The sequence below is a fragment of the Sphingobium sp. WCS2017Hpa-17 genome, assembly GCF_031843765.1.
Taxonomy (GTDB): domain Bacteria; phylum Pseudomonadota; class Alphaproteobacteria; order Sphingomonadales; family Sphingomonadaceae; genus Sphingobium.
Genome location: NZ_JAVTIV010000001.1, coordinates 774,544 through 799,143 on the forward strand (window position 1 = coordinate 774,544; position 24,600 = coordinate 799,143).

Consider the following 24,600-nt stretch of genomic DNA (forward strand, 5'->3'; position numbering starts at 1 on the left):
ATGAAACGCAAGACATTCGCAAAGGCGGCACTGTCATCCCTGCTGGTCGCCACGACCATGGTTGGTTGCACCGGTGCGGCATTCCGTCCGTCGGCATCGGCCGTGCAGCCCAAGGGTGATGCAGGCAAGCTGGCCGCTGCCGCCGCAAAGGCGCTGGCCGATCGCAACGGCGCGAAGGCGGTGGAAGCCGCCGAGGCGGCGGTGCAGCTCGCGCCGCAAAATGCCGCCTATCGGCAGATATTGGGCCGTGCCTACGTGCTGGCCGGTCGTTTCGCATCGGCGCAGACGGCGCTGAGCGATGCGATGACGCTGGGCAATACGGATGCCAGTACTGTCGTCAGCCTGGCGCTGGTGCAGGTGGCGCAGGGCCGGCCCGACGATGCGCGCAATCTGCTGGTCGCGCATGCCGGCACTGTGCCTGCCAGCGACTATGGTCTTGCGATGGCGATGGCGGGCGACCCGGCCGAGGGTGTGCGGATCCTGTCCGAGGCGATCCACGATCCGTCCGCGACCGTGCGCACGCGCCAGAATCTGGGCTATGCCTATGCACTGGCTGGCCGCTGGAAGGATGCCCGCATGATCGTGGGCATGGACATGCAGCCGCTCGACGCGAACAAGCGTATTTCCGACTGGGCGCAGATGGCCGATCCGTCGATGGCGCCGATGCGTGTGGCTGCGCTGATGGGTGTTACGATCAACGAAGGGGATGCCGGTCAGCCGGTCGCTCTGGCGCTGGCGCCTGCTGCCGCCGATGTGCCGGTGCAGATGGCGGAGGCTGCGCCCGAAGCCGCGCCGTTGCCGGCCGCAGAAGCTGCGGCGCCGGTCGAGATGGCGCAGGCCGTGCCGGCTCCGCAGCCGGTTGTCGAGGCTGCCCCCGTTATCAAGGCGGCGCCCGCTCCGGTGCGCGTCGCTGCGCGCGACTTCATCGTCGAGGATCGCAACGGCAAGCCGGTAGTGGCGGCCAAGAGCCGTGCCAAGGCGCAGCCTGTGCCTGCCGCCACCACGCCCGTCGCGCGAATGCAGCAGGCCGCCTTCATCAAGCCGGTCGCCAACGGCGCCAGCAACTGGGTGGTGCAGTTGGGCGCTTATGACAATGCAGCGATCGCCAAGGAAAAATGGCAGGGCATGGCTGGTCGCAACAGCACGCTGGCGGCCTTCCCGGTATTGACCAGCCAGGCGACGGTGAATGGCAAGGCCTATCACCGCCTCGCCATCAGCGGCTTTGGCAGCCGGGCGGATGCGATGGTGGCGTGCCGGACGATCCGTGCCCAGCGTGGTCAGTGCTTCGTGCGGGAAGGTGCCGCTGGCGCGACGCCGCAGCGCTGGGCCGTGGCCAGCCGGGGACGCCAGTTCGCATCGCGCTGAACCTTATCTCCCAAGTGTGACCTATCGCGCGCGAGGCCCACAGGCTTCGCGCGCTTTTTCTTGGGCGCAAGGCAAGGTGTTGCGGCGTGAGCCGGGTGCTGCGCGTGTCGATGTGGGTGGAAGAAGGTGGCTCCCCGAGTAGGATTCGAACCTACGGCCATTCGATTAACAGTCGAATGCTCTACCGCTGAGCTATCGGGGAACAGCCGGCTTTCGCCGGGCAGGCCGCGCCTATGCCTCGACGCCGCTGGAATGGCAAGAGCCTTGAATGGTTAAATTCTGAAAAAATGTCGCATCAAAGCAATGTGATGGAATTGGCGCGCGACAAGGGGTGGCCGATGCATCGCAAGTCGCTGAGTCTGTAAGGAGATCGGCGCTGTCCGCCGGAAAAATGTGGCTCCCCGAGTAGGATTCGAACCTACGGCCATTCGATTAACAGTCGAATGCTCTACCGCTGAGCTATCGGGGAGCAACCCGCTTTCGCTGGGCAGGCCGCGCCTATAGCAGCGGTTTTCCGAAGATGGCAAGCGCCAAATGACGGAATTTTTACGCGATGAACTGTTCGGCGGCGATCCGGTCGTCCAGCGTATGTTCGGGGTCGAACAACAGGGTCAGCGGCGTTGCGCGGTCGATGCCGATGTCGACCTGCGCCACATCGCGCACTTCGCGCTGGTCGGCTACGGCGCTGACCGGGCGTTTTACCGGGTCGAGGACGGTGAAGCGGATGGCGGTATTTTCGGGCAGGATGGCGCCGCGCCAGCGACGCGGGCGGAAGGGGCTGATTGGGGTGAGGGCGACGAGGGCGGAACCGAGCGGCAGGATCGGGCCGTGGGCGGAGAGATTATAGGCGGTGGAGCCGGCCGGGGTGGCCACCAGCACGCCGTCGCAGACCAGTTCGGGCAGGACGGGGCGACCGTTCACCTGCACCTCCAGCTTGGCGGTCTGGCGGGTTTCGCGCAGCAGCGAGACTTCGTTGATGGCAGGGATAGAGAAACGTTCGCCATCGACCGTGTCCACCGTCATGCGCAGCGGATTGACCTTGAAGCTCTTGGCCTTTTCCAGCCGCTGGTCCAGCCGTTCAAGCCGCCATTCGTTCATCAGGAAACCGACGGTGCCCAGGTTCATGCCGAAAATGGGGATGATCCGCCGCCCTTCCAGCATGGAGTGCAACGTCTGGAGCATGAAGCCGTCGCCGCCCAGCGCGATGATCATGTCGGCCTGATCGAACGGCACGAAGTCATAGGCGGCGCGGAGCCGCTCCTCCGCCGCGCGGGCTGCCTGGGTGGGGGACGCGACCAGCGCGCGCCGAGGTTCGCTGCTCATCCGCCGGTCACGCTCATATGGCGTTGCGTGGCGGCGCGCGATCCGGCGCCGATGCGGAAATCATGCGCGGCGGGCTTCAGCCGCAGCGCGCGGTCGATCAGCGGGTGAACCGCTGCAAGCCCGCCTTCGCGCAGGGCTGTCTTGAAGTCGACATGATCCTCATGCCCCAGGCACATGAAGATCTTCCCCTCGCAGGTCATGCGGATGCGATTGCAATCGGCGCAGAAATTCTGCGTCATCGGGGTAATGAGGCCGAGCCGGATGTTCAGGCCCTCCACGGCATGATAGCGGGCGGGGCCGCCGGTGCGGTGGGCGATAGGCGTGAGTGCGTGATGCGCGCGAATCATGGCGGCCACTTGCGTCAGCGGCAGATAATGGTCGGTACGGTCTTCGCCGGTGTCGCCGAGCGGCATGGTTTCGATCAGGGTCAGGTCGAACCCCTGTTCCCCGCACCATCGCAGCATCGGCAGGATTTCGTCGTCGTTGACGCCTTTCAGCGCGACCATGTTGATCTTGATCGCGAGGCCGGCGGCACGGGCGGCGTCCAGACCGGCCAGTACCTGTTCGATCCGGCCGCCGCGCGTCACATGGGCGAAGCGGGCAGGATCGCGGCTGTCCAGGCTGACGTTGATGCGCCGCACGCCGGCATCGGCCAGCATGTCGGCATGTTCCGTCAGTCGTGTGCCATTGGTCGTCAGCGTCAGTTCGTTGAGGCCATGGCCCAGATGCCGGCCGATGCGGCGGACCAGATCGCCAATGTCGCGGCGCATCAGCGGCTCGCCACCGGTCAGGCGGATCTTGTCGATGCCGCGCGCGATGAAGAGATCGGCCAGCAGCGCGATTTCCTCCAGCGTCAGTACCTGATTCTTGGGCAGGAACTGCATCCGTTCCGCCATGCAATAGCGGCAGCGCAGATCGCAGCGATCAGTGACCGATATGCGCAGATAGCTGATCCGGCGGCCAAGGCCGTCGGTCAACGGCGCGCGCAAAGGGTCGGCCATAACCATGCCGACTAGCTAGGCGATGGACAGGGTCGGTGCAAGAGCCACCCCGGTTGCAAGTCACGGAAGTTGCAGGCGGGGCAAGAGGTCGGTAACGCCTGTCTGATAAAGACGTCGCGATGCGCGATGCCGGGGACATGATTTGACAAGCGGGGATCAGAGCGCAGAGAGCCAGCGCAGCCTGTTCATCCTGTCGCCGGGCGACCGGGACGGGCTGATCCAGATTGCGCAGAGCCTTGGCTGGCGCGCGATCGGGGCGCGGCGGCACAAGGATGCGCCGCAACGGTATCTGCATAGCGAGGCGCAGATTGCGCTGGTCGACCTGCGTGGCGGCGGCGACGTCGGCAATTTGCTGGCGCCGCTGGTGCCGGCGATGGAAGCGGGCGGCGGAGCGATCCTGATCCTGATCGACGAACGCCATCTGGATCAGGTGCCGGCATTGCTGGCGGTGGGGGCGACCCATTATCTGGCCGGGCCGGTAACCGACATGCGCCTGAATGCGGCGCTGGCGTCGGCGCATCGGCTGGTCGAGCGGCTGGGCGGCGGTGTCGCGCATAGTCAGCGGGCGCAGCGAATCCGACGTGGCGACGCGCTCTATTGGGCGCTGGGGCGTGACGGCCTGCTGCGGTTGAGCGAGAGTCTGGCGCAGCATCTGGGCGTCGATGAAGCACGGATTGCGCCGGCGGCATTGGTACGGCGTTTGCCACGGGTGGAACGGCGCACGGTGCTGGCGGCGCTCAAAACCATGCGGCTGTCGGGCCGCCCGGCGGTGCTGGCGCACGGATTGCCCGACCGGCCGGGGCAGCGACTGGTGCATCATCTGCGGGAGGCCGATGGCGCCATTGCCGCCGACGTCGAATGGCTGTCCGATGGGCAGGCGCAGGATGGTGGCAGCCGCGATCACCTGACAGGCTTGCGTTCGCGGCAGGCGGCGCTCGACTGGCTGGACCGGCGGGCGGGGTTGCCGACGACGATATTGCTGCTGTCGATCAGCCAGTTCGACCGGATGAACGCGGCCTATGGGCAGGTGGTGGGCGACGCGCTGCTGGGACGAATCGCCCGGCGGATCGAGCGGATGGTGGACGATGTCGCGCCGGGCACCATGGTCGCACGCATTGCGGGGACGGAATTTCTGGTCGGGCTGACCGGCGAAGTTGCGGGTAGCGACCGGGCCACCTTCCTGGCGCGGCAACTGATCGGCGCGGTCGGGCAGCCGTTCAGCGCCGGGGATCACCTCATTCGCCTGATCGCCCGGTGCGGCATTGCGCAGGCGCGGGCGGAGGATGACGTGACGCAGTTGCTGCGCCGCGCTGGCACAGCCTTGTCCGACGCGCGGCAGGCGGGTGGCGAGGGCATCCGCATATTGTCCGCCGAAAAACAGAGCCGGCAAGTGGATGCCGACCGGTTGGAAACCGACCTGCGGCTGGCGCTGGACCGGGGCGAGATCAGCATCGTGTTCCAGCCGCAATATCCGGTCGATTCCGACAAAATCAGCGGCGTGGAGGCGCTGGCCCGGTGGAACCATGCGCATTATGGGCCGCTGGGCGCGGGCATATTGTTCGCCACGGCGGAGCGGTCCGACTATATGTTGCCATTGTCGGCGCACATTCAGGCGGAGGCGTTGCGGCAGGCGGCGGCTTGGCCAAGGGCGCTCGCCGACCTGCGTCTGTCGATCAACGTCACGGCGGCGGATATCGCCCAGCCGGGCTTCATGGCGGACCTGCTGGGGCTGGTGGATCGCAGCGGCTTTCCCCGGTCGCGGCTGACGGTGGAGATTACCGAGAGCGGGCTGATCGAGGATGTCGACGCGGCAGCGGCGTTGCTGACGGCGCTGCGGGCCGAGGGGCTGGGGGTCGCGATCGACGATTTCGGCACGGGCTATTCCAGTCTGGCCTATCTCAAGAACCTGCCGCTCGATTATCTGAAGATCGACAGCGGACTGGCGCAGGATATCGCCGGGACCGCGCGGGACCGGATCATCGTGCGCGGGGTGATCCACATGGCCAAGTCGCTGGGGCTGAAGGTGATTGCCGAAGGCGTCGAGACGGAAGAGCAACTGGCCCTGCTGTCGCGGGAAGGCTGCGACTATTATCAGGGATTCCTGCGGTCGGCGGGTGTGTCTTCCGCCGACCTTATCAATCTGGTGCTGGCGGGTTAGAGGCTGAGCAGCGGCCAGAGCGCGATGATTAGCCCTACGAGGCTGGCCATGAAGATGATGGTGCGGACGACCGGGACACCGGCGGCATAGAGCGGCAAGTAGACGACCCGCGCGCCGAGCCAGATCCAGCCGCCCAGCGCGGTCCATTCGCTGGTCTTGCCAGCCAGTACCACGCCGATCAACGCGACGATCGCGATCGGCAGGGTTTCCTTATAATTGGATTCGGCGCGGGACAGGCGGGCGGCGGGCGGGTTCAGCGGTGGCAGGTGTGCGTCGCGGGCGCTCATATTCCATGTGGCGCCATATTGCTTCGTCTTCACATGCGCGGCGGCGAAGATGTGGACGAGGAGCAGGATCATGCCCCAGGCGATGATGGTCAGTTCTACAGGCATGATGACGTCCTCCCGCTGCACTTGTAGCAAGGCGGGAGGATGTAGGACAGGGCCGTGCTTTTCGTTTCTCGACAGGCTCGAAACGAACGGGGTGGCTTAGAGTGTGAAGCCGACCCGTGCGATCAGGCTGGCGCCGGCATGCACATTGTTGGGCGCGTCTATGTCCGTGTCGGCGTAGCGCAGGCCGGCGGACCAACGGCCCTGATACCAGTCGAGCGCGACGCCATGGTCCCAATAGTCGCCATCCGGACGCAGGCGCGCGGCGCGCAGGGGATCGCGCACATCGCCCGAGGAGCGGCCGATATTGCCGGACAGGGTGAAGGGCGTGCCGGGGATGCCGACCGCGGCGCTGGTCGAGAGATAGAGATTGTCGCCGCCGATCGCCGATTGGCGCGGGGCGTAGCGGGCACCGAAATCGAGATTGGCCGGGCCGAGCGTGAAGCCGGCGATCGCGCCGACTTCGCCATAGCCCTGGTTCGAGGCGCCGGGGAAGAGGTGGTAGCGGCCTTCGGCGGTCAGGCGGAAGCCGCCCAGATCCTTGGCATAAGTGGCGCCGAGATCCAGCACGGCGTCAGCGCCGCCATGGCGGTTGCTGCCCCAGAGCGTCGTGGCCGTGCCGTCGAGGCTGAGGCCTTGCGCGACAGGCACGGAGACGGAGCCGCGCAGTACCGGATCGCCATCGCTCCAGCTGAGGCCGCGACGGCGTTCGTCGCTGGCGGCTTCGAACGTGGCGGTGATGCCGGATGCGTTTTGGGCGGTGGCGGCGTGGGCATGGCCGGCAAGCAAAAGCGCTCCCAGCCATGCCGAGCGGCGAAGACGATCAGTTGGATGCAAGATTACGTACCGAGTCCAGTTCAGCCAGAAGGGGTGCGCGGTCGGCCTGAGCGACTGCAACGAGATGCGCTTCGATCTTTTCCTGATGCTGGGCAAGGTTGCGCGCGCCCGAATTGCGACCGGGCGTGCAGGCACCGGCCTCGCTGCCCGAAAATGTCTTGTCGGTGGCGATGGTGCGGGCGAGCGCCGGGCCATGATCCAGCTTGCGATCGACCATGACGGTCGCGGTCCACTGGCAGCGCTGGGCGTCCATGCGGTTGGGGGTCTTTGCGCCGATCGTCTTGGTGCGCATTTCGGTGCGTGCGGTGTAGGTCGCGCCGAGTTGCTGGCCGTGATGATCGATGGTGACGCTGTGCGATGCGGCTGCCGCCGCCAGCGCGATGAGGGTGATGCTCATGTTCATTCTCCTGCTGTGACGCCGGACTTTGCCGCCCGGTCGTCATGCATGGATTTAGGTTTCCACTGTTGCTGTCGCGTTTCCCGACGATGAGGAATGGCGACATGGAGGTCGGATCGGAAGGTCATCGTGGCGCGTCACCGGCGAAGTTCACAGCGTCGCTGGGCCAGTGTTTTCGGCGTTTTTCGGGGGAGGCGGAACAGGCGTGCGACGGTAAAGCGTCTGTGACGCGACACTAGGGTGTCGGTTGGAACATCGCGACGCGGCACATACGCGCCGGATAGGCCATGGGCAGGTCAGGGATTTTGCGGGGGCGGAGCTGGTGCATTCTACAGCATAGATCAGAGAATTGCATAATAGGACAGCGGAAGCTCGCTGCGCTCGCTACCCACCCCCAACCCTTCCTTAAAAGGGAGGGGGCTAAGCTATTTTTACCCCGCCGCCTTCATCAACCCCTTTGACAGTTGCAGCGCACCGTTGAGGCGGGCCTGCGGGTCGGCCCATGCGCGGTCCAGCACGATCTTGCTGTCCGGGCGCAGGCGGGCGACGCCGTTGAGTTTCTGAATATAGGCGACGAGGTTCGCGGGCTTGGGGAAGCGATCCTCGAAGAAGCTGACCAGCGCGCCCTTTGGCCCGACGTCGATTTTCGATATGTTGGCGATCAGGCAGTTCTGCTTGATCTCTATGATCTTGAGCAGGTTTTGCGTGGGCAATGGCAGCTTGCCGAAACGGTCGATCAGTTCGGCGGCGAAGGATTCGAGGCCATTGCGGTCTTCCAGTTCGTTGATACGGCGATAGAGGCCCATGCGGAGGTCAAGGTCCGGCACATAATCGTCCGGGATGAGAATGGGTGCATCGACGCTGATCTGGGGTGAGAAGCTGTCGCTGCGTTTTTCGATACCGACCCCGCCCGCCTTGGCGTCCATGATCGCCTCCTCCAGCATCGACTGGTAGAGTTCGAAGCCGACTTCCTTGATATGGCCCGACTGTTCGTCGCCCACGAGGTTGCCCGCGCCGCGAATGTCGAGATCGTGGGAGGCCAGTTGGAAGCCTGCGCCCAGCGTGTCGAGGTCAGAGAGAACCTTGAGCCGTTTTTCCGCCGTCTCCGTGATGATGCGGTTGGCGGGCGTGGTGAAATAGGCATAGGCGCGCGTCTTCGACCGGCCCACGCGGCCGCGCAGCTGATAGAGTTGCGCGAGGCCGAAGCGGTCGGCGCGGTGGATGATGAGCGTGTTGGCGCTGGGGATGTCGAGGCCGGATTCCACGATGGTGGTGGAGAGCAGCACATCGTAGCGCTTGTCGTAGAAGGCGGACATGCGTTCCTCGACATCGGTGGCGCTCATCTGGCCATGGGCGACGATGGGTTTGATCTCGGGGACTTCGGTGCGCAGGAACTCCTCGACCTCGGTGAGGTCGGCGATGCGGGGCACGACGAAGAAGCTCTGCCCGCCGCGATAATGTTCGCGCAGCAAAGCCTCCCGGATCACGACGCCGTCCCAGGGCATGATGTAGGTGCGGACCGCGAGGCGATCGACCGGCGGGGTCTGAATGACGCTGAGTTCGCGCAGACCCGACATTGCCATTTGCAGCGTGCGAGGGATTGGCGTGGCGGTGAGCGTCAGGACATGGACGTCGGTCTTGAGCGACTTCAGCCGTTCCTTGTGGGTGACGCCGAACCGCTGTTCCTCATCCACGATGACGAGGCCGAGGCGCTTGAATTCCAGCCCTTTGGCCAGCAGCGCATGGGTGCCGACCACGATGTCAATCGTACCGTCGGCGAGGCCTGCCTTGGTCGCCTTCGCTTCCTTGTCGGGGACGAGGCGGGACAGGCGGCCGATATTGACGGGGAAGCCGCGGAAACGCTCCTCGAAATTCATGTGATGCTGGCGCGCGAGCAAGGTGGTGGGGCAGATGACCACGACCTGCATCCCCGCCATCGCTGCCACGAAGGCGGCGCGCAGGGCCACCTCGGTCTTGCCGAAGCCGACGTCGCCGCAGACGAGGCGGTCCATCGGCTTGCCCGATCCCAGATCCTCCACCACGTCGGTGATGGCGCGGTCCTGATCCTCGGTTTCCTGATAGGGGAAGCGGTCGACGAAGGCGGGGTAGCCGGCCTGATCGGGTTCAGCGACGGTGGCGGCGCGCAGGGCGCGTTCGGCGGCGGTCTTGAGCAATTCACCCGCGATTTCGCGGATGCGCTCCTTCATCTTCGCCTTGCGCCGCTGCCAGGCTTCGCCGCCCAGCTTGTCGAGGCTTACACCTTCGCTGTCGCTGCCGTAGCGGGAGAGGACTTCAAGATTTTCGACCGGGACGTAGAGCTTGTCGCCGCCGGCATAGGTGAGGGCGACGCAATCATGCGGGGCCTTTGCCACCGGGATCTGGGTCAGCCCTTCATAGCGGCCGATGCCGTGATCCATATGGACGACGAGGTCGCCGGGCGAGAGGGTGGCCAGTTCCTGAAGGAAGGCGTCGGCGCTTTTCTTGCGCTTGGCGCGGCGGACGAGGCGGTCGCCCAGCATATCCTGTTCGGTGAGGACGGCGACGTCGGGCGCGGTGAAGCCATGGTCGAGTGGCAGGACGGTCAGGGTGACGCTGCCACCCGCCGCGATGCCCAGCGCTTCCTGCCAGTTATCGGCGGCGGCGAGGCGGGAGACGCCATGATCGGCGAGCAGGCCGGACAGGCGTTCGCGCGCGCCGCCGGAATAGCTGGCGATAACGACCTTCTTCTTCTGGCGGCGCAGGTCGGCGATATGCTTGCCGACGGCTTCGTAGATGTTCGTGTTCTGCGCGCGTTCGGGGGCGAAGTCGCGGGGACCGTCTACCGCGAAATCGAGGACGGTGGCGCTTTCGGGTTCGTGGAAGGGCGTGGTGCCGTGCATCGGCAGGATCGCGACGGCGGCGTCCCATTCGGCGGCGTCGAGATAAAGGGAATCGGGCTTTAGCGGGCGATAGGAGCCGGGGTCGGACGATTTCGCCTGCACGCGGTTGGCGTGATAGTCGCGGATCGCCTCGAACCGGCTCTCCGCTGCGCCTGCGACGCCATGGTCGCGGATGAGGACAGTGCCCTCGCCGAGGTGATCGGTCAGCGGGACCAGCTTTTCCTCGAACAAAGGCAGCCAATGTTCCATGCCGGCCAGGCGGCGGCCGTCGCTGACCGCCTGATAGAGCGGGTCGCCGGTCGCGGTCGCGCCGAATGTTTCGCGGTAGCGGCCACGGAAGCGCTTGATCGTGTCTTCGTCCAGCAGGGCTTCGGACGCGGGGAGGAGGGTGAAGCCGTCGACATTCTCGATCGTGCGCTGATCGGACGGGTCGAAGCGGCGGACGGTTTCGATCTCGTCGCCGAAGAAGTCGAGACGCAGCGGCATCTCCTCGCCGCCGGGGAACAGGTCCACGATGCCGCCCCGGATCGCGAACTCGCCCCGGTCATGCACTGTGTCGGTGCGGACATAGCCGTTCGCTTGCAGCATTTCGGCCAGCTTCTGGATGGCGATCCGTTCCTTGGGCGCGAGTTTGGCGACCAGTTGGCGGACGCGGAAGGGCGTCAAAGTGCGCTGGGTCATGGCGGCCAGCGTGGTGACGACCAGTTGCGGGCCTTTGGGCTTTGCCTGCAACGCGTGGAGGCCCGCGAGGCGCGCGGAGGCCGCGCGTAGCGAGGGGCTAGCCCGGTCATAGGGCAGGCAGTCCCAGGCGGGGATTTCGATGATCTCGATCTCCGGCGCGAAATAATGCGCAGTGTCGGCGACCGCGCGCATCAGCTGCTCGTCGGACGCGATGAAGACGGCGCGGCCGCCTGCAGCCCCGGCGGCGCGGGCGATGTCGGCCAGCAGCCAGGGCTGGAAGCCCGCGGGCACGCCGGACAGGGTGAGCGGCGCCTTCGCCTTCAGGATTTTCTGGAGATCGGTCATCTTATGTAATCAGTTCTCGATCTTCACGAAATCGAGTTTGAGGAATTTGTCCATCATCGGGCCTTTCCATTCGTCGGGGACGGGGATGGTGCCGAGCGCCCAGCCGATGATGTCGGCATCCTGCTCCTCCATGAACCGTTCGAACCAGGCGATCTCTTCCGCGTTCCATGTCGTGTAATAGCGTTCGAAAAATCCGCCGACCGTATAGTCCGCTTCCCGCGTGCCGCGATGCCAGGCCCGGAATTTGATGCGGCGCATCTGGGGATTGTCGTTCACAATTTGTTCCTTTTGCGGGCATGGCAAAATGGCCGATCGGGGATTTGTATGACTGCCCCGGCTAGGTTAGAGCGCAGCAGATAGCCATGCGACCCGATATTCTCAATCCGCTCTTTGCCGAAATATCCCTGTTCAAGGGGATCGGCCCCACGCTCGCCCGTCCGCTGGAGCGGCTGGGGCTGGCGCGCGCGGTCGACGTCGCCTTTCATATTCCGGTCAGTTGGGTGGACCGGCACCTGACCGACGAACTGGACATGGCCGACGCGGGACGGGTGATCGGCACGATGCTGACCCCGGTGGATTACAAGGCCAGCAGCAGCCCGCGCGCGCCGTTCCGGGTGCAGGCGATCGACAAGCGGGCGAATGTCGTGTCCCTCGTCTATTTCGGGAAGAATAGCGGCTGGCCGCGCAAGCTGTTGCCGCTCAATGAACCCAAATTCGTGTCGGGGAAGCTGGAGGCCTATGACGACAATCTTCAGATGGTACACCCGGACTATGTGCTGCCGCCCGAAGAAGCGGACACGGTGCCGGCGCGCGAATCGGTCTATGGCCTGTCGGAAGGGCTGACCAACAACCGGATGCGGGACATTGCGGCGCAGGCGCTGACGCGGGCGCCGGATTTGCCGGAATGGATCGAGCCGAGCCTGCTGGCGCGCAAGGCATGGCCCGCGTGGCGCGAGGCGCTGGGGCGGGTGCATGCCGATCCGTCGGATGCCAAGGCGCGCGAGCGGCTGGCCTATGACGAGATTTTTGCCGGGCAACTGGCACTGATGCTGGTGCGGCAATCGTCGCGGCGGCGGCGAGGCGTGCCGATAGAGGGCGACGGGCGGCTGCGCGATATGCTCAAGCTGCCCTTTGCGCCGACGGGTGCGCAGCGGCGGTCGATCGGCGAGATTGAGGGCGATATGGCGCAGGCGACGCCGATGCTGCGCCTGCTTCAGGGCGATGTCGGGTCGGGCAAGACTTTGGTGGCGCTGATGGCGCTGCTGAACGCGGTCGAGGCGGGGATGCAGGGCGCGATGCTGGCGCCGACCGAAATCCTGGCGCGGCAACATTATGAGACGCTGCGGAAAATGGCGTCGGGCCTGCCGATCGAGATTGCGATCCTGACGGGCCGTGAGAAGGGCAAGGTGCGCGAGGCCACGCTGATGGGGCTGGCGGACGGGAGCATCGACATTCTCGTCGGTACGCACGCCATCTTTCAGGAAGCGGTACAATATAAGGCGCTGGGTCTGGCGGTGATCGACGAACAACATCGCTTCGGCGTGGCGCAGCGGATGTTGCTGGCGAGCAAGGCGGAGCGGTCGCCGCACCTGCTGGTGATGACCGCGACGCCGATCCCGCGTACGCTGACGCTGACCTATTATGGCGAGATGGAGGTTTCCCGGCTGGACGAGATGCCGCCGGGGCGTCAGCCGATCCAGACGTTGGTGATGGCCGCCACGCGGCTGGACGAGGTGGTGGAGGCGCTGGCCCGCCATGTCGAGGGTGGGGGGCAGGCCTATTGGGTGTGCCCGCTGGTCGAGGAAAGCGAGACGAGCGATCAGGCCGCGGCGGAGATGCGGGCCGAGACGCTGCGCCAGCGCTTTGGCGAGCGGGTTGGGCTGGTGCATGGCAAGATGAAGGGGGCGGACAAGGATGCGGCGATGGATGCCTTTGCCGCCAATCGGACGCAGATACTGGTCGCGACCACGGTGATCGAAGTGGGCGTGGATGTGCCCAACAGCAGCCTCATCATCATCGAGGGGGCGGACCGGTTTGGGTTGGCGCAGTTGCACCAGTTGCGCGGCCGGGTGGGGCGCGGCGAAAAGCCGTCGACCTGCCTGCTGCTGCGCGGCAATGCGCTGGGCGAGACGTCACGCGCGCGGCTGGCGCTGATGCGGGAGACGAATGACGGGTTCCGCATTGCCGAAGAGGATCTGAAGCTGCGCGGCGCGGGCGAAGTGCTGGGCACACGCCAGTCGGGCGAGGCGGAACTGAAGGTCGCGACGCCGGAGCATGTCGCGGCGCTGGTGGACAGCGCGCGGGATGATGCGCATCTGCTGATCGAGCGGGACGGCGGGCTGGACAGCGCACGGGGGCAGGCGGCGCGAACGTGTTTGTATCTGTTCGAGAAGGACGCGGCTGTGGGGTTGTTGCGGGGGGGGTGATTTTTCCTTCTCCCCTTGGGGGAGAAGGATATGGAGCCTTGCCGCGTAGCGGCTAGGCGGAGTTGGATGAGGGGGATGCGTGCGTTCGATGGGTCGCTGCCCCCCTCACCCAGCTACGACTAGGCAGCAGGCTGCCAAGTCTGCGCAGCCCTCTCCCCCACGGGGGAGAGGGGTAAAGGGAAAACATCTCGCATCTGCGAAACAAAATCGCGGATGGTCGCGTTGCCCAACGCATGACCGATATTAGCCTGACCCACATCACGCCGATGGCGGTGATGTCGATCGCCATTTCGGTGGCTGCCGCTTTCCTGATCCATTGGGCGCTTTACTGGATTGCGCTGCGGATCGCGAAACATTCGAAACTGGAGCCGGTGCTGTTGCCCGCCCTCTATCAGCCGACGCGATGGCTGGTGGTGTTGCTGGCGCTGGGGGCGGGACTCAAGTCCGTCGAACTGGGCGATCGGCTAGAGGATGTCTGGTCGATCGGCGCGCGGATGATCTTTGCGTTGCTGGTCGGCTGGCTGGTGTTCCGGCTGATGCGCGTCGGCAAGGCGATGCTGGAGGTGCGCGCGGACATCAGTGTCGAGGATAATCTGAAGGCGCGGCGGCGGCGGACCAAAGTCAGCATCCTCTATCGCATCTGCCAGTGCATCGTCGGGTTCCTCGTGATCGCGATGATGCTGATCGCGATTCCGGGCGTGCGGACGATCGGCGTGTCGCTGATGGCGTCGGCGGGTCTGGCGGCGCTGGCGGTCGGCGCGGCGGCGCAGCCGGCGCTCAAGAACCTGATTGCGGGCGTCCAGATGGCCTTTTCCGAACCGATCCGGCTGGACGATGTCGTCATCATCGAAGGGGAATGGGGGCGGATCGAGGAGATCAAGCTGACCTATGTCATCGTGCGCATCTGGGACGATCGGCGGATGGTGGTGCCGGTATCCTATTTTCTGGAGAAGCCGTTCCAGAACTGGACGACGAAGACGTCCGACCTGCTGGGGACCGTGTTCCTCTATGTCGATCCGACCGCCGATATCGAGCGGATACGCACGCGCTTTGTCGAGGCGGTGAAGGCGAACGGGCGCTGGGACGGACGGGTCGCGATCTTGCAAGTGACGGATCATCGCGCCGATGCGCTGGAGCTGCGCGGATTGCTGTCGGCGCGCAATGCGGGGATCGCGTTCGACCTGCGCTGCGAGGTGCGGGAGGCGATGCTGACATTCCTGCGCACGGAGATGCCCGAAGCGCTGGTGCGCGGGCGTCAGAAGCTGGAAACGGAGGAGGGCTTTACCAGCCCGGCAATCACCATGCCGTCCGGCGCGGCGGGATGAGCCCCAGCATCGCATCGTAGATTTGCGGCGTGATCGGTTCCAGAAACTCCATGCCGAGCCGGCCATCCTCCACCCAGCGGATTTCGGCCGCATAATCCTTCACGATTGGCAGCCAGACGCTGACCTGTTCGTGCGCCATGAAGCTGCTGTCGCTGCGGCACATCAGGCCGAGTGCGGAGATATTGATGATGCGGATGCCATGGGTGCGGCCTCCCGTCGTAATGTGGCTGAGCATGTCCACCAGATCGCGGCTTGCGCGACGCTGATCGACCGCGGGGTCGCGGGAGCGCAGCACATGGCCGAGATTGGCGAAGACGGACATGTTGCCCGCTTTACGCCTGCGAAAATGGACGCTTTACCAAAAGAGAGCGTTAACCACCGGCTAACGCTCTTTCCCTTTTCGCGGGGTCAGGCGACGATCAGGCCGTGCTTTTTCGCGCCGAAGCTGAGCTTGTCGCCGGGCTTTACGGTGACGGCGGGATCGGTGACGACCTCGCCATTCAGCTTGATGGCATTTTCGCCCAGCTTGCGACGCACTTCCTTGTTCGACGTCGCAAAGCCCAGGCCGGTGACGGCCTGCACCACGGTCAGGCCTTCTGCCCCCAGGCTGACGGTCGGGAGGTTGGCGTCGGACGCGCCTTCCTCGAAGGTCTTGCGCGCGGTTTCGGCCGAGGCCTGCGCGGCGTCGAGGCCACGGCAAAGCGCGGTCGCTTCGTTGGCGAGGATCTTCTTCGCCTCGTTGATTTCCGCACCTTCCAGCGCGGCGAGACGGTTCACCTCGTCCATCGGCAGGTCGGTGAAGAGGCGCAGGCGATTGGCGACGTCGGCGTCGGCGGTGTTCCGCCAGAATTGCCAATAGTCGTAATGCGAGAGCTGATCTTCATTCAGCCAGACGGCGCCGCCCACGGTCTTGCCCATCTTCGTGCCGTCGGCATTGGTGAGCAAAGGCGTGGTGAGGCCGAATACCTGTGTGCTGTCGACGCGGCGCGCGAGTTCGACGCCGTTGACGATATTGCCCCACTGGTCCGAGCCACCCATTTGCAGGCGGCAGGCCGAGCGGCGCGACAGTTCCAGAAAGTCGTAAGCCTGAAGGATCATGTAGTTGAATTCGAGGAAGCTGAGCGACTGTTCGCGGTCGAGACGCATCTTCACCGAATCGAAGCTGAGCATCCGGTTCACCGAGAAATGCTGGCCGATGTCGCGCAGGAACGGGATATATTCCAGTTTGTCCAGCCATTCGGCATTGTCGAGCATGATCGCGTCGGTCGGGCCGTCACCGAAGGTCAGGAAGCGTTCGAACACGCGCTTGATGCTCGCGACATTGTCCGCGATGATATCGGTCGTCAGCAGCTTGCGCGCTTCGTCCTTGAAGCTGGGATCGCCGATCTTGCCGGTGCCGCCGCCCATCAGGACGATCGGCTTATGCCCCGCCTTCTGCAACTGGCGCAGCATCATGATCGACACCAGATGGCCGACATGCAGCGACGGCGCGGTCGGATCGAAGCCGATATAGCCCGGCACCACCTGCTTGCCGGCAAGGGCGTCGAGCCCCTCCGCATCGGTCATCTGGTGGATGTAGCCGCGCGCTTCGAGCAGGCGCAGGAGATCGGACTGATAATTGCTCATGGCGCGGGCCTGTAGCATTGCGACCGGGCGACGAAAAGACTGCGCGTTGACTTGGATGCATGAAGCGCTTAGCCCGGCGCCATGGCCAGAAACGTCATCCTGTTCCGGAGCTATTACCGCCGCTGACATAAGCGGTGGGTTTCTTGTCGTCCTTTCAACCGCTGCGCCAATCAGCGGTTGATCCGGAAAAATCCCCGACCAACGATTTGCGCGGCTCTCTTCAAAAGAAGCGAGGCTTTGCGTGATCCTGTTTTCCCCTTCTGTCCGGCCCTCGGTGGGCATTATCGGCCTTGGCGCCTTCGGGCGGTTGATGGCGGAGTATCTGGCGGCGCATGTTGCGGTGCTGGCCCATGATGCGCGGGCGGTGGAGATGCCGGTGGGTGTCGAAGCGGTATCGCTGGAGGAGGTGAGCAGGTGCGACATCGTTGTACTGGCGGTGCCGGTGGCGGCGATGCGGGCGGTTTGCCGGGAGATTGCGCCGTTGCTGAAACCCGGCGCATTGGTGATGGACGTGGGGTCGGTGAAGGTCGAGCCGGCGGCGATATTGCGGGAAGAGTTGCCGGCGCATGTCGATCTGATCGCCAGTCATCCGCTGTTCGGGCCGCAGAGCGTGGGGCAGGGGATGGCGGGGCTGAAGATCGTGCTGTGCCCGTTGCGCGGCGGCAGGGCGCGGCAGGTGGGGGCCTTTCTGCGTAGGGCGTTCGGGCTGGTGGTGCTGTTCGCGACGCCTGAGGAGCATGATCGCGAGGCAGCCTTTACGCAGGGGCTGACGCATCTGATCGCCAAGGCGATGCTGCGGATGGAGCATCTGCCCGACCGGATCACGACGCGCAGTTTCGACCTGTTGCGGCAGGCGGTGGAGATGGTGCGCCATGATGCGGTGGGGGTGAGCCGGGCGATCGAGCAGGCCAATCCATTCTCGGCGGAGGCGCGGGCCTGTTTCTTTGCGGAGATGGAGGCGGTGCGGCTGGAGTGCGAGGCGCCTTCCCTTCCGAAGGTTCGGGCTGAGCTTGTCGAAGCCCAGCACTTTTCATAAGGAAGTACGGCCCTTCGACAGGCTCAGGGCGAACGGGAGGGGAAGTCATCCCGTTCATCTCTGCTTTGATAAGGATCGTCCGTGACCAACGCCCCCCTGCTCGCCATCGGCCTGATGTCCGGCACATCGCGCGACGGGATCGACGCGGCGCTGATCGAGACGGATGGCGAGGGCGTGGTCATGCCGGTCGCGTTCCATGCCATGGAATATGATGACGGGTTCCGGCTGCGGCTGGCCGAGGCGTGCCAGCGGGCGATGGCGATGGAAAAGCCGGGTTTCGAGCCGCTGATCGCGTCGGTCGAGGCGGAACTGACCGAGCGGCATGTGCAGGCGGTGGCGGACCTGCTGGGGCGCAGCGGGCACGTGGCCGAAGATATGGGCGTGATCGGCTTTCATGGCCATACCGTCGCGCATCGGCCGGAATGGGGATGGACCTGGCAGATTGGCGACGGCGCCGGGCTGGCCGGCGGGTTCGGGATTCCGGTTGTGGCGGACCTGCGCAGCGCCGATGTCACGGCGGGCGGGCAGGGTGCGCCGTTGCTGCCGGTCTATCACCGGGCGCTGGCCGACGGGCTGAGCAAGCCGGCGGCGATCCTTAATCTGGGCGGGGTGGCGAACATCACCTTCATCGGGGCGGACGGGACGCTGATCGCATGCGACACCGGCATGGCGAGCGGGCTGATCGACAACTGGATGCAGACGCATGGGGACGCCGCCTATGACGCGGGCGGCGCCACGGCTGCGCGGGGAACGGTGGATGAGGGCCGGCTGGCGGCGATGATGGCCGATCCGTGGTTCGCGGTGCCGCCGCCCAAGAGCATCGATCGAGAGCAGTTCAGTATTGAAGCGGTGCGGGGGCTTTCGCTGGCGGATGGGGCGGCAACGCTGACGGCGTTCACGGCGGCCGCGGTGGCACGGGCGATCGGGCATCTGCCGGAGCGACCGGCGCAAATCCATGTCGCGGGCGGCGGGCGGCATAATGATACGCTGATGGCGATGCTGGCGGAACGGACCGGGGCGCAGATACTGAGCGTCGATGGGCTTGGCTGGGATGGTGATGCGCTGGAGGCGCAGGGGTTCGCCTATATGGCGGTGCGGCATCTGAAAGGATTGCCGATCAGCTTTCCGGGGACGACCGGGGCGCCGACGCCGATGACCGGCGGGGTTCTGTTCCGGGCTTAACTTCGCACATTTCCCGCAGATATCGACATTTTATTACGCCGTACCGATCCTATCGAAAAGACCCAGCCGCATGATAGCAGCTTGGTGGGATGTAGGACAGAAGCGCCTGGGAATCATCAGGCCGGTTTGTAAGAGGCGTTCCCCGACCGGCGCCGGAGAACGAAAAGGATAGGTTCTGACATAAGTGGCGCTCACGGCACGCCGATGACCCCTTCGGACTGAACCGGATATTGGCGCAGTAGCGCGTTGGACAGGTCGGCCGCGATGTTGCCCGGCGTCGCGGAATTGCGGACCGTTACGGCGGACCCGCGCCACAGTATGTCCGTCTCGCCACGCTTGCGCAGTGTCATGTCGAGTTGCGTGCGCTCCAACGCCACATTGCGGGACTTACCTGTGGGTACCGCGATCTTGACCGCCGATCCGACGCCGTTCATCAGGCCGCCATTCTGGACCTTCGGGCCGGTGGTGGCGACTTTTGCGTCCACGGTCCCGACCTCCGTCACCGAAACCGCCAGTTCCATCCTGAAGGCGGCATGGCCTGCGCCGTCCAGCAACGTGAAGCCCTTGTCCGCCAAGGCGCTGGCGGCGGCGTCGCGGAAAAGATCCTGTCCGGCGTCGATCTCTTTCGCGTCGACCGCCATCGTGCCTTCCGAAGGCGGCGTGGCGGCGAGCGAGAGGGCTGGCGCCAGCGCCATGAGCGCGATGATCGGCCATCGGGTGAACATGGCGAACTTTCTCCAGATAAAGGGTCCGGCGGGATATAAGTCGTTGAACGCCAAGCCGCTAGCGCTTGCGCGTCAATTCCCGCATGGCGGCGTCTATGCCCTCGATCGTCAGGGGATACATGCGATCGTTCATCAGGTCGCGGATGATTTTCGTCGACTGGCTATAGCCCCAATGGGCCTGCGATGCGGGGTTGAGCCAGACGGCGGCGGGATAGGTGCGGGTGATGCGATCGAGCCAGACAGCGCCGGCTTCCTCATTCATATGTTCGACCGATCCGCCGGGATGGCTGATCTCATAGGGACTCATCGCCGCGTCGCCGACGAAGATCAGCTTATAGTCATGGCCATATTTGTGGAGGATATCCCATGTCGGAATGCGTTCCGAAAAGCGGCGGCGATTATCCTTCCACACGCCTTCGTACAGGCAGTTATGGAAGTAGAAAAATTCCATATTCTTGAATTCGCCGGTGGCGGCGGAAAACAGCTCCTCGCACAGCGTGATGAACGGGTCCATTGAGCCGCCGACGTCGAGGAAGAGCAGCAGCTTGACCGCATTATGCCGCTCCGGCCGCATGCGGATGTCGAGCCAGCCCTGCCGCGCGGTGCCGCGAACGGTTTCATCGAGGTCGAGCTCGTCCGCCGCGCCTTCCCGCGCGAAGCGGCGCAGGCGGCGCAGCGCGACCTTGATGTTGCGGGTGCCGAGTTGTTTCGTGCTGTCGAGATTGGCAAATTCGCGCTTTTCCCAGACCTTGATGGCGCGTTTGTGCCGGCTTTCGCCGCCGATGCGCACCCCTTCCGGATTATAGCCGCCATGGCCGAAGGGGGAGGTGCCGCCGGTGCCGATCCACTTGTTGCCGCCCTGATGCCGCTCCTTCTGCTCCTCCAGCCGTTCTTTCAGCGTCTTCATGATCTCGTCCCAGTCGCCCAGCGACTTGATCTTCTCCATATCCTCCGGGCTGAGATATTTTTCGGCGATGAGGCGCAGCCATTCTTCAGGGATGTCGGCTTCGACGCCATCCTGGCTCAGCACGCCCTTGAATACCCGCGCGAAAACCTGATCGAAGCGGTCGAGCAGCCCTTCATCCTTCACATAGGTGGCGCGGGCGAGATAGTAGAAATCCTCCGGCCGGCGGGCGATGACGTCGCGGTCCAGCGCCTCCAGCAGCAGCAGATGCTCCTTGATGCTGGCATTGATGCCGGCGGCGCGGAGGGCGTCGAGGAAGTTGAGTAGCATGAATTGCTTGTCGGCCAGCAAGGGCCGGGATGCAAGCTGTCGCGGCGATCGGGGATTGTCCGAATATTAAGTGTTGCAGTGCATGGTTAATCCGTCATCATCCAGACATAATAGATTTGGCGGGGCGCACTTGGAAAACAGGGACTTGTTGGCTGACCTGGGGGAACGGTCAGGCGACATCGCATTGCAGTGCAGCGAGACGGCTGGATATCTGAGCGAACTGAACCGCCGCATCCAGGGCGATTCGGTGCATCTGGCCGATCTTCAGGCCAATATGGCCACGCTGGCGGCGAGCCAGAATGAAAGCGTCGCCGCCGCGCAGGAACTGAGCCTGACCGCGCGGCGCGCCGGACGGATCATCGCCGACGGGCATGATGTGATCGGTCTGTCGCTGGGCGAGGTGGCGGGGCTGGTCGAGCATGTCACCGGGCTGGAAGGCCATTTGCGCCAGTTCCTGACCGTGATCGAGGCAGTGGGCGACATCAGCGATGAACTGGGCGCGATTGCGCGGCAGACGCGGCTTCTGGGCGTGAACGCCGCGATCGAAGCGGCGCGGGGTGGCGCGGCGACGCAGGGCTTTGCGGTGGTGGCCGATGAAATCCGGCGGCTGGCGGGGCAGGCAGGGGAGTCCGCCGCTTCGGTCGGAGACAAGCTGGGCCAGCTGGATCGCGATGCGCGGGCGCTGATCGGGGGCGTCGAGGCGAATATCGTGCGGGGCCGTGGCGTGGGTACGCATATCGACCAGTTGCGCCTGAGCATGGCGGAGATCGCGTCGCTGGTGACGCAATTTGGCGAGCGGTCGGAGGCGATCGTGACTTGCACCGATGCCGCCGATGGGGATGTCAGCGCGTTGCGGCATGGGCTGGCGACGTTCGGCCGGTCGGCCAGCGACAGTGCCTTGCGGGTCGATGTCGCCCGCGAGCAGCTGGAGGGGCTGGAGGGCATGGCCAATGCGATGCTGAACACGGCCGCGCATGGCCCGCAGAAGACGCGCAACAGCCGCTATATCGCGCTGGCCGAGGATGGCGCGGAAGAGGTGAGCGCACTGATCGAGGAGGCTGTGCGGGCGGGGGAGATCAGTCTGGAGGCGTTGTTCGATACGGATTATCGCGCGGTGCCGGGATCAGGCCCGACCCAATATCTGAACGGCTTCACCGCCTTTGCCGACAGCCGGGTGCGGCCGGTGCTGGACCGGCGGACGAGCGAGGACAGCGCGATCGTGGGGTGCTGCCTGCTCGACATGAACGGCTATCTGCCGACCCATATCAGCACGCGCAGCCAGCCGCAGCGGCCGGGCCTGTCGGACTGGAACATGGAACATGCACGCAACCGGCAAATCTTCATGGACAGCCAGACGCGGCGGGCCTTGCAGGAGGAAGGCGACTTCTTCCTGTTCACCTATCGGCAGGATCTGGGCGAAGGCCGCTATCGCGCGCTGCGCAGCGTGTTCGTGCCGCTGCTGTTCGGCGGACGGAAGTGGGGGCTTTATGAGGTGGGCTATTTGATTTGAGGGTTGGGGAATAAGGCTGAAAACGACCAGAAGTTGCCGTTAGACCGCAGATAAAGTGTGACCCAAACCGGCCATTGCTCAGCGCGACTGATATCGACATAATCTGCCACTATGAAAAGCGAATGGCTCGATGCTTACCAAAATCCTTATGATCCCTGCCCAGCCATCAGGGCTTGGCTTGAAAGTGATGCCGAAGTAGCAATTAGGGAGTTGTGGGAGCGGCTATTCCATCAGGGGACTATCGGGACGGCCTCATATCGTGCGGTGCCGGAACTGGTTCACCTGATAGAGGCATCTGATCAACCTGATTGGAACTCATACGCATTGATCGCTTCAATCGAAGAGGCACGACTTGGTTCGGACAGTCCTTCGATGCCAATGGAATTGGATGACGGTTACGCGCAGGCTTGGGTGAGCCTGCTGCCGGTTGCCTTGCGTGACCTTAGCTCAGCTAACGATGATCCTTTGGTTCGCAGTTTAATCGCTGTAATCGCCCATGCGAAAAAACAGCATAGTCTTGCCATTATCGCGCTCTGCACCGAAGACGAACGGCAGGAAATGCTCGGAATGGGTAGTTAAGCCGACAGTCCGCAATCCACCCAACGACGCCTTACCGGCTGAGCGTCACGTCCCCGTTGGCGGCGTAGGTGGCGACGGCGGCGGCTTGGGCGGTCTGGGGGTCTTTGCCGTCCAGGATCGCGGCGATCTGGTGCGGGTTGGGGACGCGGTCGTACAGGCCGTAGAGGTCGGTCTGGCCGACCATATGGATCGACAGCTTGTAACCCGGCGCATCGGTGGCGGGGTCGAAGGCGAGGACGGTGCCGCTGTCATCGACCGGCACGATGATCGCGCCGTCGCTGCGACCGACCTGTTGCAGCATGTCGTAGCTGCCTTCGGCCGTGGTCACGGTGCCGCGGATGCACAGCGCATCCTTGCCATCGCGGGGGATGAGAACGTCCTGCGGTACTGCCTGTTCGGCGGGCTTGGCCGGGGTCAGACGGGCGTCCGCCGTGGGCGCGGCGGGGCAGGCGGCGAAGCTGGCCGGCGCGGTGGCATGCAGGCTGGCGGGATCGTCCACCGTCAGGCCGGCGAGCATGCCGTCGAGGCCCTTCAGCACTTCGGCGCGGCGCTCGGTGGGGCCGGTGATGCGGATCTTCACAATCCAGCGCCCGGCATGGATGAAGCCCGCCGCCGTCGTCAACGCACCGTCGGCTGCGTCGTCATAGACTGCGCGGATCGCGCTGTCCGCCCGGCCGGCGGCAGGGGCGCTGGCATAGGCGGTGCGGCGGGTCTTGGCGCCGAACCGCTCCATCACCGCTTTGTCGGTCATATAAGCGGCGAGCGAAGCGTCGGCATAAGTGGGCAGATAGACGTAGAGGGTCGCCTGAACGGCACCATCCTCCGACAGATATTGCGCATAATTGTCGACGGCGCGGCCGCCATTGGAGGCTTCGCCGCTCTTGGCGAGGGACAGGCCGGCGACGGTCTGGGGCAGGCTGATGCCGGCGGCGTCGGCGCGAATGGCGTCCTGCGTCGGTGTCCAGGCTTCGCCGTCTGCGGCCTGCGCGAGCGAGGGGACGGCGAGGCAGAGGGCCGTCGCCGACAGAAAAGCGGTAATGAGACTCCGGGCGCATTTGGGCATCAGCATCCCTCTCCAGATCCAGACCGTCTTGGCGCGGCCTTGAACTATGACAGGGAGGCTACAGACTAAACCGGGGGGCGCAAGAGCCTAAATCAGGCGACGGGCGGGATTTGCGCGGGATAATGGGGCAGGTCCGGGTCGTGATGCGCCCAGTCCGGCGCTGCGCCGGTCCATATCACCGCCTGCGGGCCGATCAGCGCAGGATCGTCCAGCGCGCCGGCGCGAATGAAGGTCAGATGCGGGCGCGATTCGGCCAGACTGAACAGCGGCGTGCCGCAGGTGGGGCAGAAACCGCGCTTCATGGCGTTGCCGCTGTCGGCGACACTGTCATGCCAGCGGACTTCGCCGGTCGTCGTCACATGTTCGCTGGGGAAGCAGATATTCACCGTGCCGGAGCCGCCGCCCAGATATTGGCAGAGGCGGCACCAGCACATGCGGGCGGCAAGCGCTTCGGCGTCGATCGTGATGCGGACGGCGCCGCAGAGGCAGCCAGCGGAGTGAGGCATGGTCTGTTCCCGT

21 protein-coding genes and 2 tRNA genes are annotated in these 24,600 nt (G+C 64.8%); 8 read left to right on the plus strand and 15 right to left on the minus strand.

Annotated features, from left to right (window positions below; all coding sequences use genetic code 11):
• Positions 1 to 1,365: an SPOR domain-containing protein gene (locus RQH62_RS03705; protein ID WP_311267364.1), complete on the plus strand. Its 1,365-nt coding sequence runs from the start codon at positions 1 to 3 to the stop codon at positions 1,363 to 1,365.
• A 127-nt stretch (positions 1,366 to 1,492) separates the two neighbouring features.
• Here the strand turns inward: RQH62_RS03705 and RQH62_RS03710 are convergent.
• The 4 genes from RQH62_RS03710 to moaA form a co-directional block, all read right to left on the minus strand.
• Positions 1,493 to 1,567 (minus strand) — tRNA-Asn (locus tag RQH62_RS03710).
• 192 nt (positions 1,568 to 1,759) lie between these two features.
• Positions 1,760 to 1,834, minus strand: a tRNA-Asn gene (locus tag RQH62_RS03715).
• Positions 1,835 to 1,911: 77 nt separating this feature from the next.
• Entirely contained in the window at positions 1,912 to 2,688 is a 777-nt protein-coding gene (locus tag RQH62_RS03720; RefSeq protein ID WP_311267365.1) for an NAD kinase, read from the minus strand.
• A complete protein-coding gene (moaA, locus tag RQH62_RS03725) occupies positions 2,685 to 3,695 on the minus strand; it encodes a GTP 3',8-cyclase MoaA (protein WP_311267366.1) in 1,011 nt (336 codons plus the stop codon). Before moaA ends, RQH62_RS03720 begins: the two co-directional genes overlap by 4 nt.
• A 136-nt stretch (positions 3,696 to 3,831) precedes the next feature.
• Between moaA and RQH62_RS03730 the strand changes: the two genes are divergently transcribed.
• Positions 3,832 to 5,847 (plus strand): EAL domain-containing protein, encoded by a 2,016-nt coding sequence (locus tag RQH62_RS03730; protein WP_311267367.1) that lies wholly within the window; start codon positions 3,832 to 3,834, stop codon positions 5,845 to 5,847.
• On the opposite strand, the gene RQH62_RS03735 is transcribed toward RQH62_RS03730, so the two are convergent.
• The 5 genes from RQH62_RS03735 to RQH62_RS03755 all read right to left on the minus strand — a co-directional run bounded on the left by RQH62_RS03735 (position 5,844) and on the right by RQH62_RS03755 (position 11,651).
• Positions 5,844 to 6,239: an MAPEG family protein gene (locus tag RQH62_RS03735; RefSeq protein ID WP_311267368.1), complete on the minus strand. Its 396-nt coding sequence runs from the start codon at positions 6,237 to 6,239 to the stop codon at positions 5,844 to 5,846. The two genes, RQH62_RS03730 and RQH62_RS03735, sit on opposite strands and share 4 nt — an antisense overlap.
• A 96-nt stretch (positions 6,240 to 6,335) precedes the next feature.
• A complete protein-coding gene (locus RQH62_RS03740; protein WP_311267369.1) occupies positions 6,336 to 7,025 on the minus strand; it encodes a TorF family putative porin in 690 nt (229 codons plus the stop codon).
• Positions 7,026 to 7,059: 34 nt separating this feature from the next.
• Positions 7,060 to 7,470: a hypothetical protein gene (locus tag RQH62_RS03745; protein WP_311267370.1), complete on the minus strand. Its 411-nt coding sequence runs from the start codon at positions 7,468 to 7,470 to the stop codon at positions 7,060 to 7,062.
• 431 nt (positions 7,471 to 7,901) lie between these two features.
• The gene (gene mfd, locus RQH62_RS03750) at positions 7,902 to 11,375 is read right to left on the minus strand and encodes a transcription-repair coupling factor (RefSeq protein ID WP_311267371.1); all 3,474 of its coding nucleotides are present in this window, start codon (positions 11,373 to 11,375) and stop codon (positions 7,902 to 7,904) included.
• A 9-nt stretch (positions 11,376 to 11,384) separates the two neighbouring features.
• On the minus strand, positions 11,385 to 11,651 hold the full coding sequence (locus RQH62_RS03755; protein WP_311267372.1) for a succinate dehydrogenase assembly factor 2: 267 nt from the start codon (positions 11,649 to 11,651) through the stop codon (positions 11,385 to 11,387).
• Between the two features lie 86 nt (positions 11,652 to 11,737).
• Here RQH62_RS03755 and recG point away from each other — a divergent pair, with 86 nt between their 5' ends.
• Both recG and RQH62_RS03765 read left to right on the plus strand, forming a co-directional pair.
• Entirely contained in the window at positions 11,738 to 13,801 is a 2,064-nt protein-coding gene (gene recG, locus RQH62_RS03760) for an ATP-dependent DNA helicase RecG (RefSeq protein WP_311267373.1), read from the plus strand.
• Between the two features lie 233 nt (positions 13,802 to 14,034).
• On the plus strand, positions 14,035 to 15,126 hold the full coding sequence (locus RQH62_RS03765; RefSeq protein WP_311267374.1) for a mechanosensitive ion channel family protein: 1,092 nt from the start codon (positions 14,035 to 14,037) through the stop codon (positions 15,124 to 15,126).
• Here the strand turns inward: RQH62_RS03765 and RQH62_RS03770 are convergent.
• Together RQH62_RS03770 and tyrS are read right to left on the minus strand one after the other, a co-directional pair.
• The gene (locus tag RQH62_RS03770; protein WP_311267375.1) at positions 15,098 to 15,448 is read right to left on the minus strand and encodes a PilZ domain-containing protein; all 351 of its coding nucleotides are present in this window, start codon (positions 15,446 to 15,448) and stop codon (positions 15,098 to 15,100) included. The two genes, RQH62_RS03765 and RQH62_RS03770, sit on opposite strands and share 29 nt — an antisense overlap.
• Before the next feature lie 86 nt (positions 15,449 to 15,534).
• A complete protein-coding gene (gene tyrS, locus RQH62_RS03775) occupies positions 15,535 to 16,752 on the minus strand; it encodes a tyrosine--tRNA ligase (protein ID WP_311267376.1) in 1,218 nt (405 codons plus the stop codon).
• Positions 16,753 to 16,993: 241 nt separating this feature from the next.
• Here tyrS and RQH62_RS03780 point away from each other — a divergent pair, with 241 nt between their 5' ends.
• Together RQH62_RS03780 and RQH62_RS03785 are read left to right on the plus strand one after the other, a co-directional pair.
• Positions 16,994 to 17,788, plus strand: a complete 795-nt coding sequence (locus RQH62_RS03780) for a prephenate dehydrogenase (RefSeq protein ID WP_311267377.1) — start codon at positions 16,994 to 16,996, stop codon at positions 17,786 to 17,788.
• A gap of 96 nt (positions 17,789 to 17,884) precedes the next feature.
• Positions 17,885 to 18,970 carry an anhydro-N-acetylmuramic acid kinase gene (locus tag RQH62_RS03785; RefSeq protein WP_311267526.1) on the plus strand — a complete coding sequence of 362 codons (1,086 nt, stop codon included), beginning with the start codon at positions 17,885 to 17,887 and terminating at the stop codon, positions 18,968 to 18,970.
• A gap of 191 nt (positions 18,971 to 19,161) precedes the next feature.
• On the opposite strand, the gene RQH62_RS03790 is transcribed toward RQH62_RS03785, so the two are convergent.
• On the minus strand, positions 19,162 to 19,695 hold the full coding sequence (locus RQH62_RS03790) for a hypothetical protein (RefSeq protein WP_311267378.1): 534 nt from the start codon (positions 19,693 to 19,695) through the stop codon (positions 19,162 to 19,164).
• 58 nt (positions 19,696 to 19,753) lie between these two features.
• Positions 19,754 to 20,929, minus strand: a complete 1,176-nt coding sequence (locus tag RQH62_RS03795; RefSeq protein ID WP_311267379.1) for a VWA domain-containing protein — start codon at positions 20,927 to 20,929, stop codon at positions 19,754 to 19,756.
• A gap of 145 nt (positions 20,930 to 21,074) precedes the next feature.
• Between RQH62_RS03795 and RQH62_RS03800 the strand changes: the two genes are divergently transcribed.
• The gene (locus RQH62_RS03800; RefSeq protein WP_311267380.1) at positions 21,075 to 22,439 is read left to right on the plus strand and encodes a methyl-accepting chemotaxis protein; all 1,365 of its coding nucleotides are present in this window, start codon (positions 21,075 to 21,077) and stop codon (positions 22,437 to 22,439) included.
• A gap of 111 nt (positions 22,440 to 22,550) precedes the next feature.
• Positions 22,551 to 23,018, plus strand: coding sequence for a hypothetical protein (locus RQH62_RS03805; RefSeq protein WP_311267381.1), 468 nt, complete (start codon positions 22,551 to 22,553; stop codon positions 23,016 to 23,018).
• Between the two features lie 31 nt (positions 23,019 to 23,049).
• Here RQH62_RS03805 and RQH62_RS03810 read toward each other — a convergent pair whose 3' ends face one another.
• Both RQH62_RS03810 and RQH62_RS03815 read right to left on the minus strand, forming a co-directional pair.
• Positions 23,050 to 24,081, minus strand: coding sequence for a hypothetical protein (locus tag RQH62_RS03810; protein WP_311267527.1), 1,032 nt, complete (start codon positions 24,079 to 24,081; stop codon positions 23,050 to 23,052).
• 92 nt (positions 24,082 to 24,173) lie between these two features.
• A complete protein-coding gene (locus tag RQH62_RS03815) occupies positions 24,174 to 24,587 on the minus strand; it encodes a GFA family protein (protein ID WP_311267382.1) in 414 nt (137 codons plus the stop codon).
• Positions 24,588 to 24,600 lie beyond the last annotated feature (13 nt).

Coding starts and splice junctions, on each gene's coding strand:
- RQH62_RS03705 (WP_311267364.1), top strand. CDS start 1: ATGAAACGCAAGACATTCGCAAAGGCGGCACTGTCATCCCTGCTGGTC.
- RQH62_RS03720 (WP_311267365.1), bottom strand. CDS start 2,688: ATGAGCAGCGAACCTCGGCGCGCGCTGGTCGCGTCCCCCACCCAGGCA.
- moaA (WP_311267366.1), bottom strand. CDS start 3,695: ATGGTTATGGCCGACCCTTTGCGCGCGCCGTTGACCGACGGCCTTGGC.
- RQH62_RS03735 (WP_311267368.1), bottom strand. CDS start 6,239: ATGCCTGTAGAACTGACCATCATCGCCTGGGGCATGATCCTGCTCCTC.
- RQH62_RS03745 (WP_311267370.1), bottom strand. CDS start 7,470: ATGAGCATCACCCTCATCGCGCTGGCGGCGGCAGCCGCATCGCACAGC.
- mfd (WP_311267371.1), bottom strand. CDS start 11,375: ATGACCGATCTCCAGAAAATCCTGAAGGCGAAGGCGCCGCTCACCCTG.
- recG (WP_311267373.1), top strand. CDS start 11,738: ATGCGACCCGATATTCTCAATCCGCTCTTTGCCGAAATATCCCTGTTC.
- RQH62_RS03765 (WP_311267374.1), top strand. CDS start 14,035: ATGACCGATATTAGCCTGACCCACATCACGCCGATGGCGGTGATGTCG.
- RQH62_RS03770 (WP_311267375.1), bottom strand. CDS start 15,448: ATGTCCGTCTTCGCCAATCTCGGCCATGTGCTGCGCTCCCGCGACCCC.
- tyrS (WP_311267376.1), bottom strand. CDS start 16,752: ATGAGCAATTATCAGTCCGATCTCCTGCGCCTGCTCGAAGCGCGCGGC.
- RQH62_RS03790 (WP_311267378.1), bottom strand. CDS start 19,695: ATGTTCACCCGATGGCCGATCATCGCGCTCATGGCGCTGGCGCCAGCC.
- RQH62_RS03795 (WP_311267379.1), bottom strand. CDS start 20,929: ATGCTACTCAACTTCCTCGACGCCCTCCGCGCCGCCGGCATCAATGCC.
- RQH62_RS03805 (WP_311267381.1), top strand. CDS start 22,551: ATGAAAAGCGAATGGCTCGATGCTTACCAAAATCCTTATGATCCCTGC.
- RQH62_RS03810 (WP_311267527.1), bottom strand. CDS start 24,081: ATGCCCAAATGCGCCCGGAGTCTCATTACCGCTTTTCTGTCGGCGACG.
- RQH62_RS03815 (WP_311267382.1), bottom strand. CDS start 24,587: ATGCCTCACTCCGCTGGCTGCCTCTGCGGCGCCGTCCGCATCACGATC.